12 protein-coding genes are annotated in these 12,360 nt (G+C 44.6%); 3 read left to right on the plus strand and 9 right to left on the minus strand.

Annotated features, from left to right (window positions below; translation table 11 throughout):
• Positions 1-25 precede the first annotated feature (25 nt).
• A complete protein-coding gene (locus tag EIM92_RS18300) occupies positions 26-952 on the plus strand; it encodes a ferrochelatase (protein WP_125084047.1) in 927 nt (308 codons plus the stop codon).
• A gap of 88 nt (positions 953-1,040) precedes the next feature.
• Here EIM92_RS18300 and EIM92_RS18305 read toward each other — a convergent pair whose 3' ends face one another.
• From EIM92_RS18305 to EIM92_RS18330, 5 genes are all read right to left on the minus strand, one after another.
• On the minus strand, positions 1,041-1,760 hold the full coding sequence (locus tag EIM92_RS18305; RefSeq protein WP_125084048.1) for a 3-ketoacyl-ACP reductase: 720 nt from the start codon (positions 1,758-1,760) through the stop codon (positions 1,041-1,043).
• Between the two features lie 106 nt (positions 1,761-1,866).
• A complete protein-coding gene (gene bioB, locus EIM92_RS18310) occupies positions 1,867-2,865 on the minus strand; it encodes a biotin synthase BioB (RefSeq protein ID WP_125084049.1) in 999 nt (332 codons plus the stop codon).
• Positions 2,866-3,477: 612 nt separating this feature from the next.
• Positions 3,478-4,041 (minus strand): histidine phosphatase family protein, encoded by a 564-nt coding sequence (locus EIM92_RS18320; RefSeq protein WP_246021039.1) that lies wholly within the window; start codon positions 4,039-4,041, stop codon positions 3,478-3,480.
• Positions 4,042-4,568: 527 nt separating this feature from the next.
• Positions 4,569-5,651, minus strand: coding sequence for a saccharopine dehydrogenase family protein (locus tag EIM92_RS18325; protein ID WP_125084050.1), 1,083 nt, complete (start codon positions 5,649-5,651; stop codon positions 4,569-4,571).
• Positions 5,648-6,409 carry a class I SAM-dependent methyltransferase gene (locus EIM92_RS18330; protein WP_125084051.1) on the minus strand — a complete coding sequence of 254 codons (762 nt, stop codon included), beginning with the start codon at positions 6,407-6,409 and terminating at the stop codon, positions 5,648-5,650. Before EIM92_RS18330 ends, EIM92_RS18325 begins: the two co-directional genes overlap by 4 nt.
• A 165-nt stretch (positions 6,410-6,574) precedes the next feature.
• On the opposite strand from EIM92_RS18330, the gene EIM92_RS18335 reads away from it, so the two are divergent.
• Positions 6,575-7,636 carry a helix-turn-helix transcriptional regulator gene (locus tag EIM92_RS18335; RefSeq protein ID WP_125084052.1) on the plus strand — a complete coding sequence of 354 codons (1,062 nt, stop codon included), beginning with the start codon at positions 6,575-6,577 and terminating at the stop codon, positions 7,634-7,636.
• Here EIM92_RS18335 and EIM92_RS18340 read toward each other — a convergent pair.
• The 4 genes from EIM92_RS18340 to EIM92_RS18355 form a co-directional block, all read right to left on the minus strand.
• Complete coding sequence (locus EIM92_RS18340; RefSeq protein WP_164515148.1) at positions 7,633-8,097, minus strand: GNAT family N-acetyltransferase; 465 nt, start codon at positions 8,095-8,097, stop codon at positions 7,633-7,635. The two genes, EIM92_RS18335 and EIM92_RS18340, sit on opposite strands and share 4 nt — an antisense overlap.
• 100 nt (positions 8,098-8,197) lie before the next feature.
• On the minus strand, positions 8,198-8,548 hold the full coding sequence (locus tag EIM92_RS18345; RefSeq protein ID WP_125084054.1) for a cupin domain-containing protein: 351 nt from the start codon (positions 8,546-8,548) through the stop codon (positions 8,198-8,200).
• A gap of 22 nt (positions 8,549-8,570) precedes the next feature.
• The gene (locus EIM92_RS18350; RefSeq protein WP_125084055.1) at positions 8,571-9,875 is read right to left on the minus strand and encodes an ABC transporter substrate-binding protein; all 1,305 of its coding nucleotides are present in this window, start codon (positions 9,873-9,875) and stop codon (positions 8,571-8,573) included.
• Between the two features lie 15 nt (positions 9,876-9,890).
• The gene (locus tag EIM92_RS18355; RefSeq protein WP_164515149.1) at positions 9,891-10,805 is read right to left on the minus strand and encodes an ABC transporter substrate-binding protein; all 915 of its coding nucleotides are present in this window, start codon (positions 10,803-10,805) and stop codon (positions 9,891-9,893) included.
• 67 nt (positions 10,806-10,872) lie between these two features.
• On the opposite strand from EIM92_RS18355, the gene istA reads away from it, so the two are divergent.
• Positions 10,873-12,360: an IS21 family transposase gene (gene istA / locus EIM92_RS18360; RefSeq protein WP_164514990.1), complete on the plus strand. Its 1,488-nt coding sequence runs from the start codon at positions 10,873-10,875 to the stop codon at positions 12,358-12,360.

Raw genomic sequence — 12,360 nt, forward strand, 5'->3', positions numbered from 1 at the left:
AGTGCAGGTATAAGGAGTGATTTTCATGAAAGCCGTACTGTTAATGTCTTACTGCCATTTGCCATCGATCGATGACATTCCCTTGTTCTATCATCATTTATATCATGGAAGGCTCCCTTCTCCCGACATCATGGAAAGAGCAGTCGACCGTTACCGTAATCTGGCGAAGCCAGATCCGCTCGGTTCCACTACCCTCCGTCAGGCCAGGGCTCTAGAGAGAAGACTGATGCAACATCTTGGAGAGCCAATTCCTGTTTATACGGCTCACAAGCATACACGGCCTTTCGTCCATGAAGCAATGGAGCAAATCATTGCGAGTGACGTGAAGCATCTGTATACTTTGCCGCTGTCACCCCTCTATTCTAAGACGGGAACCGGCAGCTATCAGCGAGCTGCCGAGCAGGCCCGCGATCAGCAGGATGCGGATGTATCCATTACGCATATTCCCGCTTGGCATCTTCACGATCGCTTTGTTGAAGCGCTAAGTACCCGATTAATCGAAGCGCTGCGCTGGATTTCCGCTAGAAACCGCAGTCGTACGGTCGTCATTTTTACCGCGCACAGCAAACCAGGCCTTCCCGCGCCACACCGGGATTACATCGCTGCCTTTACCGAGCTGGCTGAAGCGGTTGCTACACAAGCGAATTGCCATAATTGGAAATTAGCCTACCGAAGCGGCGGCCCCGCTCCGCAAAAATGGCTTGGGCCAGATGTACTTGAGGTCATGGAGAACACGGCCCAGGAAGGCGCATCCGCCGTCATCATTTGTGACCTGCTCTCAATGACCGAGAACATTGAGACTTTACAGAACTGCAGGCTCGATGGCTTAGTCAAAGCACGAGAGTTGGGACTGGAATTTGCGACTACGGAATTTCTAAATGATGCGGATGATTTTATGACAGCTCTTGAGGAAATCGTACTCGCCCAAATCCTACATGAAGCACCTCAATAAGCCCCACGCGATTCTACGCTAAATGAGGAAAGGCTTTGCACCTTTTCAAGGGTACAAAGCCTCTCCTTTCTTCTGATATTTCGCCCGTTTATTGCGGATTCGTCGTCCAAATGCCAGCGGTTTTCACAAATACGCGCTGCGGCAGCTTCAATGTCGCAAGAGCCAATTCCGCGACGTCCTCTGGCTGCATCATCCGATCCTCATCTCCAATATTCAAGCCTGCATTAACGGCTAGCTCTGTATTCACCGTACTTGGTGTCAAAGCCACTACGCGGATGTTATTTTTCCGCACCTCCTGCATAACGGCCTCAGTAAGACCCATTATCGCAAATTTAGATGCATTATATGCCGAGCCCGTCGCAAAGCCTCTCTCTCCGGCTGTAGAAGCTATATTGATGATATTCCCTTGATTTTGAACAATCATCCTAGGTAATACGGCGCGTGTCATATAGTAGGTTCCCATCAGATTCACTTGAATGATGCGCTCCCAATCCTTAGGATCCATCTCCACCAGCTTACCAAATTTGGCAATGCCGGCGTTGTTAATTAGAATGTCCACTCCGCCAAGCTCAGCCACAAGCGTATTCACGGCTTGCTCAGCTGCTGCCTGATCGGAAATATCCGCAGAAGCGATTGCCACCTTAATGCCATACGACTTTTTGAGTTCCGATTGCAGCGTCTCAAGATCCGAAGTCGTACGGGCGATTAATCCTAGATGAACGCCCTCTTTAGCAAGTGCTTCAGCGATCGCCTTACCAATCCCTTTCCCTGCTCCAGTAATGATGGCCACTTGATTGTTTAAGCTCATTCAACCCATCTCTCCTTTTTCTCATCCTATCATAATCATGGTTATGTGACTCCATGTTCTATTATAGGCGATAGGGTTGACCCATAACAAATTATGGAATGAAATATCAAATAGCGCATGACTCAATTTCAAAGCCCAGATCTTGGATCATTTGGTGATCTGTATTGATTTCTTGCCCTCCGGTAGTCAAATAATCGCCAATAAACCATGAATTTGCTGCATAGAGAGATAGCGGCTGCAAATGCCTTAAACTCGATTCCCGGCCCCCCGATACACGAATTTCCTTCGTTGGGCAAATAAAGCGAAATAGTGCCAGTACCTTCAAGGCATGCATAGGCGTAATTCGGGTATACGATTCCAGCGGCGTGCCCGGAATTGGAACGAGAAAATTAACAGGAATCGAATCGGCATCAAGCTCCCGTAAGGCATAAGCCGTTTCCACGATTTCGGCGGCGCTCTCCCCCATCCCGATAATAACTCCGGAGCAAGGCGACATGCCGGAGGCCTTCACCTTCTCCACCGTTTCTACACGCTGTTCATAGGAATGTGTGGTTGTAATGGAAGCATAATTCGTTTGGCTTGTATTCAAGTTATGATTATAGCGATGGACGCCTGCCGCCGCGAGCCGATCCGCTTGATCGTCCCGCAACAAACCGAGGCAGGCGCATATTTTAAGCGGCATTGTACTGCGAATTTCTGTTACTGCATCAATGACCTGATCAAGCTCTCGCGGAGTCGGCCCTCTTCCGGACGCCACGATACAATATGTCCCGGCTTGGCGAGCCATCGCTTCACGTGCACCCGCCAACAGCGACTCCTTGTCTAGTAGAGAGTATTTGGCAACCGGAGCGTTAGAAACGATCGATTGCGAGCAGTAGCCACAGTCCTCGGGGCATAGGCCGCTTTTTGCGTTCATAATCATGTTAAGCTTCACTTTATTACCAAAATAATAACTGCGCACTTTATAGGCGGCCTGCATTAGAGGCAGTAATTGCTTATCGTCTCCATCAAGCACCGCCAGCCCTTCTTCCATGGTCAGCCTTTCCCTAAGTAGCGCTTTATCTGCAAGTTTATCCCAATACAACACTTCAGTTACAAGACTCATGCTTCTATCATCCTCTCCTGCTTTCTAACAGCTATAATCTAAAAAAGTAGGCATGCTTCAATCGAATAAAATTGTTAACCATAATTAATCTATTCGGTTGACAATACGATTAAACGAGAACATCTTACCAGACTTGTTTCGATATTGTAAATAGTGAGGGAGCTCCCCTGGCAATATGTTCCGCCATAAAAATTTATAAATATGCATGACCAGCTTGAATTTCTCAGCTAAGCGTAATGATCGAACTCTCCTTGATCTGTTACCACCTTTGAGGATGTCATCGAGCTTGGTTTGCATCTATACCAATAAGTATATAATTGTTGATAGTGCTGCCGCATAAATACCCTCGCAATAACTAATAGATCGTTCGATGTCTCCTTCGTGTTGCGTGTAAATGACACTTATTGAATTCGATCTCTTCGTATAACCATTGGCAAAACGCAATAGCCAGCCCTCGTGAACAATCGTTCTTAAAGCCGGCCATGCATTTAATGAAAGTTCTTCAATCAATAATGACATTTGTACCGCCACTTTAATATTCATAGAATTGTATAAACATACATCGTTTCGGTTATACATTCAACTATGATCTCATTGACTCAAGCTAATCATTCAGTTATTTCTCCAAACACGTGTTACTCTATGAAACGATTGTTCTACAAAATCAAGTCGGTATACATCCGGGTTAGACAAGCTACTCCACTGGTCAAATCCAAATGTTGGGTCAAAATATCCGATAATTAATGACATAAGTGCGCCATGTGTTACAACTACCATATTTGATTCATCTCTTCTTAGCAGCTCGTTGATTACCTCGGCCCCCCGATTCATCGCCTCTCTCGTTGATTCACCGCCAGGAAATTTGAGATCCACATCGTCATAGGTGGCCCGAAGCTTATCCATCCAATTATCGAGATGCATTGAACTAAGTTCTCTTTCCTTCAAATTCTCTTCAATAATAAGCTCCAACTGTCTGACCTCGCATAATGGAGTAATCGTATCGACAGCTCTGACATAGGGGCTTGATATGCACCGTTCAACTTTAATATCCGTGAAGAAGTCCACTAGCTCCTTAGCCTGTTCTTTGCCTTCGAGCGTTAATTGGGCTTCCGGCTCCTGCCCTTCGGCCCTGCAATGTCTGATTAAGTAAATATGCTTCACTGTGCTCTCAGCCATAGCTCTGCCTCCTTATCATTTGAAGTACGACCATCTATAATCTCATTTCTAGTCATTGGCGTTAAGGTTAATCCGTGCTGCAATCATACTTCACTATTTTACCAATGTTTCATACCCTTCAGTTTGTCTCTTTTCATATGTATGGTTGGAGACACATTCACAATGCGTTGAAATGTCCGGCTACAATAAAACTCGCTGCTGAAGCCAACCGTAGTGGAAACCTCTTTGACTCTACTGCCTTCCTTCGCATAAAGCAGCAGATTTTCTTTCCAAGTAACTCTAAAATTTCTACAAACAAGTTGGCGCGATTTGACTCGGTTGATCATGTATGTCTTTTATTTCCAATAATCAGATCCGGCTTCAAGCAGTCGATCTTCTCTAAGTTAGTTTCGTTAACTGAACCGATGTTCTCGATTCCACAAGCACTGTAGGCACTTTCTTTCACGCAGTCAGCGAGAAGTAAAGTTTAATAACATTATATGAAGTACCCTTAGTACTACTCATCGATAGAATCAACATTGATACTGCTAATCCAAGTCATCCTCTATTTGAAGATCAAAGTAGGTGAATTGCCTCAACCAAATCTCCATGCTGCTGAGCTCGACCAACTGTTCCAAATGGTATACGCCAGGTATAAATTCGGAACGACACACCGTATCCGCTGTGAAGGCAGCTGCAAGTGCCGTCATTTCGGATTGGTTCCTTCCTTGCAGCATACATTGGATAGTAGCATCTTTCCCCCTTCTTCTCCCCCATGCATCGATTTTGATTGCAAATTTATCTTCTCCAAACCTCAGCTTATGGAACGCTCTAACGGCAGCTCTGCGCACCCAGTGGTTACGAAACACATGTGTAATTCCCCACGCTCTCAATTTTGCAACTATGGTTGTTACCGCGGCGGAATCAAAGCATAATCGGGTAGCTACATTCGGCACGTTTAAAGTCCTGGCAAGTGTCAGTTGATCTGAAAAAGGAAAGCGATAAACCTGTCTTGCACCGATTTCTAACCCGAAATTAATCGTTCTAGCATCGGTAAAACTAGCTACAATCTGTTTCTGCCCTTCTTTCACCACTTCAAAGCTTGCGTTTATCTGATCAATCGTCCACTCAATTGCAGCTGCCCCGTGGCGATCTCCAAGTCCAAGCATGATCGATATTTCGATCGCTTCCGTCTGTTCTAGACATTGAACTGCTCTCGAGGCTAGAAGGTTCGTTATACCAGGGGCCAACCCTACACTCAGAACAGCTATTGCGCCATGTCCCCTTGCTATATTCCCCAATTGCTCCACTTGATTTATAAAAGTGTATTTCGCTGAAATGTCGATATAATGGGTTCCCGACTGCAAACAGGTATGAACGAAAGCAGGATTCACTTGATCAAGGCACATAATGACGAGCTTAAATCGGCTTAGCAAATCCGGATCGACGGCCTTTTGAATATCAAGCCGCAGCGCTTTGACTTTACCGGCTGTTTCCTGTGATAGTTGCTTTGCACGCTGCTGGCTCCTGCCTGCTGCAACAACTTTACCTGGGAAAATATCACCTAGTTTTAAGCAGATGACCTTGCCGACATGACCGTATCCGCCCACTACCAGTATTTCGGTTTTCATAGACGCTCGTCGTCCTCTCCAGCCGATTTGACCACATACCAGGCATCGATCAGATAGGAGCCGAAATAATGGGTTACTTGTGTGAATCCGGCCTTCTCCAGAAGTTCTAGTACTTCATAATCCGGTATAGGATCGGATTCTCTGCCGATCGAAGCGGCAAATCGCTCCCATTCTTGTAGGGAGATGCCATTATCGAGCATATGGCCTTTCCATGCTTTCATTTGGATCGAGAACGGCGCGCTGCTCGGATTTCCATTGATTGAGGCGAGAAACAACGGCGCCCCCGGTTCTAGACGATCAGCTATGTCTTGAAGTAATTTGCGCTTGTTCGATTCTCCATGAATAAAATGAAGGACAAGCAGGCAAGTGGCCGCATCAAAAGCGGGCTGCGTTGAAAGCTGTTCAATCGTTCCCTCTTGAAGGGAGACTCTATGCGCTACTCCTGCCTCAGCAGCCCGCCGCCGTGCAATCTCAAGCATAGAACGGGAGGGGTCTATTCCTGTAAACGTCCAGTCTTTATGACGATTGCCTAACGTTACAAGTTCTTGACCTCCCCCAGCTCCAACAATAAGCAGCTTAGATGAATCTTGACTAAGGTGAAGATGTGCTCTTAACAGTCGTTCTGTCATCTCGTATAGAAGCATGTATCCGGGAATCTTCAAAGGGATCGTCTCTTCGTACCTCTGGACACGGGGATGCTCCCAGCTCATGGATTCATCCGGATTAGTTGTAGAGCTCTCTATCAATGGTTTGTTCATATCGCAATCTCCCATTTCATTTGCACCTCATTCTATACTTGTTGAAAAGATCAACTTTCCTATACACTTGTATTAATAATCGTTCTCATTATATAGGCCATACAATGATACATACCATCCCATGAATGTGGGATTTGTTACTATGACAAATTAGGGAGAGTCGATATGAAGGCACAAAACAATAAGATGAAACAAAGCATTTACCGATTATTTGACGCAGCTACCACTTCTCGCGACTTTAGAAAGGCGTTAATAGAACAGCTCCGCGAGCTGCTGCCTTTTGATGCTGCCTGTTGCACTACGGTTGACCCAGAGACGCTTCTGTCCACTGGGGCGGTTACGGAAATGGGGATCGAGGCTATTCATGACCATCTGTTCGAATATGAATATTTACGTGAGGATTTTAATAAATACGAGTTGTTGGTTCAAGAGGATATCCCCGTTGCCATCTTAAGCATGGCAACAACCGGAGAACTTGAACGAAGCAGTCGGTATCGTGAGGTACTACAGCCTGCTGGTTTTGCAGATGAAATGCGAGCTGCTCTGATATACGAAGGAAAATGCTGGGGTTACTTAACCTTATTTCGCCGACATTTATTTACGGAGATAGAGCGGAAGCTGCTTAATGATCTCATTCCCGCCATCGCCTCCTGCTTACGCACGACCAGCCTCTTCTTGCCCGAAGATGCTGTAACTAGAATCGGACAAGGGCCTGGCATAATGGTACTGTCAGACCAACTGAAATCATTCTCTGCGAATCAAGCTGCCAAGCAATGGCTAACCCTTATCCAGCAATGGGAAAATATCGACAGCAGAACACTGCCAAGGCCAATTCGGGCAGTCTGCTCCCGCTTGTTGTCTCAATCCATAGGGAATGCCATGAGCTCAGACGAGGCTAAAGTGTCTCTTTGCCTCCCTGACCTGCCATGTGTAACGATTCGTGCAAGCCGTCTGCACGGATCGGTCGATTCTATTGCGGTCTGGATGGAACAGGCAACCCCCTCGGAAATGCTGCCGATGATTGCAGATGCATACGGATTAACGAAGCGCGAAAAGGAAATTATCAGCGAGCTTGTAACAGGAGCATCTACGAAGGAAGTAGCCCACACACTCCATATTTCAACCTATACCGTACAGGATCATTTAAAATCGATTTTCGCCAAAACTGGGGTAGCTAGCCGCAGGGAGTTAATATGGCAGTTGTTCTCTAGATTTAGCTGCGTCTAAATCTTTTTCTCATAAATAACAATCTCTTTATTGTCTTTCATCGTGAACTTTACCGGCTTCATTCCTTGTCTTCTCCAAAAACGATGACCTGGTTTATTCTCGGAAATCACCCCAAGTCTGAACCTCTCGACTTGACGCACCCTCATCATGTCATAAAATAAATTCAATGCTTTATAGCCATATCCTTTGCCTTGGTGCTCCTTTTTGATCTCGAGCAAACCGAGCCAGGTATAACCGTCGTTAGGATTTCTCATTAGTATTTCCAATATGCCGACGTACTCGCCCTCCTCTTTAAGCAAATACCGTTCTACGCCTAGCTCCAGCGACTCATGGATCTCAGCCTTGATCTCTTTCATCGTGAGAATTTCTTTATCTTTGGCAATACGATTGTAATAAGGATCAGAATTAAGTATACTCGCTTCGACCTCTATCATGCTCATATTAGATTTTTCTAATTTCATCTTCGAACAGCCTCTCATGTAATGTTTGGGTTTACATTCTGCAGCTCCATTCTACTATTCAAGAGGTTCGAATTCTCTTTACAAGTTCATTTTATTTCCCTTAATTCCCCTCATCCAAATTAACCCTATCCCTGCTAGTATTCGGGTTTGAAATGACGAGAAACTCTACATCCCGTTCCGACTTATTAAATACTTGATGCGGTATTGGAGGCAGCACTTGGATTCCTTCATGTTCGCTGAGTTGATGCTCTGTTCCATTGATTTCAATTGTCATAACTCCAGATAAAACAAAGAAAAACTGCGTCGATTTCCGATGGTAGTGCCTGAGCTCTCTTGTCCCCGGGGGCATGCGTTCATGGATAATGCTTCTCTCTTCGTCATGAACCAGTCGCCAACCATCGCACTCATCACCCCAAGTGTAATGCTCGGCATTCTGCTTATTTTTCTTCATAAACTTCGCTCCCTTCCAAAGTTTATTTTGAATTGATCCTAATGACTAAATTCATTTCGTCAATTACTCTCTGCCCCTCTATTTCAATTTTATAAATGGCTTCGTCCACGGGGATTGAATTTTGTATAGCCTCCTCAACAATGCTTTGTCCGACAACTTTAAATGCATTTAAAATTTCATAGTCTATATAATCATAAGGATTATTGCTGTTAGCTACAGGATTTAATGTGTACAGCGGGCTTAAGTCATGGTCATCCACTGCTCTAATGAGTTCAGTTCTGGCAGGTAGTCCATAGATTAGTTGATTATCCATATTAGTTTTCATCTTTTGAATATCCCCTGTCATGAATTCAATTAATTTCCAAGCTTCTTCAGGATGATCTGCCGTTGAGGATATGCCGTAAATCTCCTGAATATCGTAGTAATCGCTTTGATCAGACATCCTAGTTGCAACAGGTACGGTTACCATATCCCACTTAATCGTCGGTGTTCCAACAAACTGACTATGAGCATCAAAGTTATATGCTGTCGAATAAGATTGAATTTCCATAGCAGCTTGGCCAGTTAACATTGGTGAAGGCACAATCTCGCCAGTCATAGTATCCTTTTGATCATAAACAACATCATATTGAAATAATTGAATAACGTCTGAGAAAATTGCCTTCCACTCATCCGATTGAAAATTAACTTTCAATGATTCAGGGTTAATAAATTGAAGTCCTTCCGTCTGACCCACCCGTAAAATCATAGAAAAAGCAATCGCCGTATAATAATTCGATTTAAACCCATATATACGCTCTCCGTCAGATCCTTGATTTGGAAACCTTCTTGCTAGTTCGAAAACTTCTTTCCATGTCATTTGGTTTTTAGGAAGTGGAATCCCGTATTTCTCAAAAAGATCTCGATTATAATAAAGAGCGTGACTGATAAATGACGGACTTAGTCCATATATACCTTCATCTATTTCTGAACGCAATGAATTAACAACTATAGGAGATAGCTCTGATATTGGATACGCAGTTTTATGTATATTGCTCTCCAAATTGATTAATTTTCCTTCTTCAATCAAACGGTTATAGACTTGTAGTTGATCGATAAATATAACATCGGTAGAAGGTTCAACGGACTGTTCATTCATATCTTGATGAACAACTTTAATTGTTATAAATGGATATTTTTTCTCAAAATCATGAGCATACATTTGGTAAAATTGTTGTTCAGAAGGGTAATTGATTGTGAGAGTAACAGGTTCATCCTGCTTCCCAAATGAACATCCACTCAGTGCCAACAATAAAATAATTAAGATCATTCGTCCCCTGCCTATCATTACTTTCCTCCTACATCATTTCCTTTCTCTCACTCCCCCTAGTTGTTGCTCAGCCTCGTGCTGTAATGCATCCAATCCTTCTTGTAAAGATATTGAACGATTTAATATCTTATCTATGATTTGACTGAATAGTTCGGAATCTTCTAGAATCAGTTCCTTGCTGTTATCGCTTATTGCAGGAGATAATTGATAAAATGGCAGAAGCTGATCCCGATTCACTATGTTTAATTGTTCCAAACGTGTGGAAAATCCATCATTTGATTGATAGTCCCAGCGTGCTGCTTCGTTGGAAACAAAAAACTTCAGTAACTCCCAAGCCGCTTCCTTATTACCTGTTGAGTTAACTATCGCATATATTCCTGGAATCCTTATCTCATCTGATCGTTCCGGCTGCTCTGGATCGACAGGCATAGTTACAATAGACCAATTGAAAGAAAGCTTTTCTTGCTCAATTCTCTTATACTCCTCATATGAAATGACGGCCATCGCTCGGTTACCGGAAAGAAAGGGAGATAAATAACTATTAAGATCAGCATTTAAATCAAGAGAACCAGTTTCGTAGGCTCGAAGCACATTCTCCCACACTGTGGCCCAAGAACTGCTATTCAAGGTTACCTGATTGGGATTACTAAAGAACTGAAGCCCTTCCACCCTTCCGATATGCTGTATTAACTCAAACGGGTCTGAATATCTAATAGAAATCCCCTTTAAATCGGGATTAATCGTTGAAAACTTGGCTGAAAGCGTCAGAATCTCCTCCCAGCTCATTTGGTTGTTAGGATATTCGACATTGAATTGATCAAAAAGTTCTTTATTAAATATAATGGCTCTACTATAAAAGGTAGGGGGTAAACCATATGTTTCTTGCATAATAAAAGTGCCTAATATTGCAGCGTAAAAATGCCGAACTTTGATGCAAAAAAGAGACACTTGTCAGCATCCCATTATCATCCTATCGTTATGTTTGCGACAACGTAGCGAGAGGAGAAATGAAAGGATGTTGAAAATGCCTCAACAAGACTATATCAGATTTCTACGCGAAGTAGAAGGCTGTTCTGTAAATGAAATAGCTGAACGTGTGGGGGTTCATTGGCGAACAGCAAAAAAATATGCCGATCAAACTAACTGGAATGTATCTGTGGCCAAACGAAAAAGTAGAAGTCCAGTCATGGGGGCATTTATGGAGATTGTCGATACGTGGTTGGAAGAGGACCGCTTGCTCCCCCGAAAGCAACGTCATACAGGTGTACGCATTTTTCAAAGGTTACGTGACGAACATCAATTTACAGGCGGACAACGTACAGTGCTAGCCTATGTGCAGAAACGAAAGAGTGAAATGGAACTGGAACGTGCCAAAACGTATGAACGACTAGAACATCCGCCTGGAGAGGCTCAAGTCGACTTTACGACCCTTGAGGTAAGCCAAGGGCACCAAATGCTTACATATAAACTTCTGGTGATGTCTTTCCCGCATAGCAACGCTGCATTCGTTTATCCGACACCGGCGGAAAATCAGGAATGCTTCTTAGAAGCGATGAAGCAATGCTTCGAACAGATGGGCGGTGTTCCTCAGCGGATATGGTTCGACAACCTGTCTGCCGCCGTCGTGCATATCGAGAAAGGAGGCGAGCGGCAATTAACCGAAGGCTTTCTGCGATTCTGTGCCCATTACCGGTTTGAAGCTGTCTTCTGCAATCCGTATAGCGGTCATGAAAAGGGGCATGTGGAAAATAAATGCGGCTACTCTAAGAGGAACTGGGCCGTCCCCATTCCCATCTATGAAAACCATGAACAACTTGTCGCGTATTTCGCTGAGCAGGCAACTCAAGATCACCAGCGTAAGCATTATGCTCAAAACCGCCGAATCGCTGATCTGTGGGAGGATGACCGACGTAAGCTCCTTACATTGCCGGAGCATGGATTTGATGCTTTTCGCTTGGCTGCTGCGGTAGTCAATAAGTACGGGGAAATTCGGATTGAAGATACGACGATTCCGTTACTAGGAATGGTTGCGCCAGGTAGCGAGGTGCTGATCCAAACGTTCTGGGATCGTCTGGTTATCCTGAACGGTCACCACCAGAAGATTCGGGAGGTGCCTAGACCTTACACGGGACGAACGGCGGACGTTCCGTGGTCGAAAGTATTTAGCGGATGGTTGAGAAAACCGCGCAGTGTTACACATTCGCAGTTCCTTCGCATGCTGCCGGAGACACTGCACGTGTATGTGACGGTGAAGGATCTGGCTGAGCGAAAAGAGCGCCTTCAGGCGCTGTTGCACTGGAGCGATGTGTACACCATAGAACAGATCCAAGAGGCAATCGCTTTGCTAGGCCAGGATGCGGCAGTTTCCCGCGTCACGGGTATCCTTGGTATGAAATATGGAAGCCGAGACTTGCCCATTACGTGGGAGGAGAAGCTGTCGCCCCCGGGAACTCGTTTGGAGGGCTCTCTTGAGCGCTACGACCAGCTTGTGGGGGTGAGCTAA

It is taken from the genome of Paenibacillus lentus, from assembly GCF_003931855.1.
Classification (GTDB): Bacteria; Bacillota; Bacilli; order Paenibacillales; family Paenibacillaceae; genus Fontibacillus; species Fontibacillus lentus.

Excerpts from the sequence above, each read along its gene's own strand:
- istA (WP_164514990.1), top strand. The coding sequence starts at position 10,873 with ATGTTGAAAATGCCTCAACAAGACTATATCAGATTTCTACGCGAAGTA.
- EIM92_RS18330 (WP_125084051.1), bottom strand. The coding sequence starts at position 6,409 with ATGAACAAACCATTGATAGAGAGCTCTACAACTAATCCGGATGAATCC.
- EIM92_RS18340 (WP_164515148.1), bottom strand. The coding sequence starts at position 8,097 with ATGAAATTAGAAAAATCTAATATGAGCATGATAGAGGTCGAAGCGAGT.
- bioB (WP_125084049.1), bottom strand. The coding sequence starts at position 2,865 with ATGAGTCTTGTAACTGAAGTGTTGTATTGGGATAAACTTGCAGATAAA.
- EIM92_RS18320 (WP_246021039.1), bottom strand. The coding sequence starts at position 4,041 with ATGGCTGAGAGCACAGTGAAGCATATTTACTTAATCAGACATTGCAGG.
- EIM92_RS18345 (WP_125084054.1), bottom strand. The coding sequence starts at position 8,548 with ATGAAGAAAAATAAGCAGAATGCCGAGCATTACACTTGGGGTGATGAG.
- EIM92_RS18300 (WP_125084047.1), top strand. The coding sequence starts at position 26 with ATGAAAGCCGTACTGTTAATGTCTTACTGCCATTTGCCATCGATCGAT.
- EIM92_RS18325 (WP_125084050.1), bottom strand. The coding sequence starts at position 5,651 with ATGAAAACCGAAATACTGGTAGTGGGCGGATACGGTCATGTCGGCAAG.
- EIM92_RS18335 (WP_125084052.1), top strand. The coding sequence starts at position 6,575 with ATGAAGGCACAAAACAATAAGATGAAACAAAGCATTTACCGATTATTT.
- EIM92_RS18305 (WP_125084048.1), bottom strand. The coding sequence starts at position 1,760 with ATGAGCTTAAACAATCAAGTGGCCATCATTACTGGAGCAGGGAAAGGG.
- EIM92_RS18350 (WP_125084055.1), bottom strand. The coding sequence starts at position 9,875 with ATGATAGGCAGGGGACGAATGATCTTAATTATTTTATTGTTGGCACTG.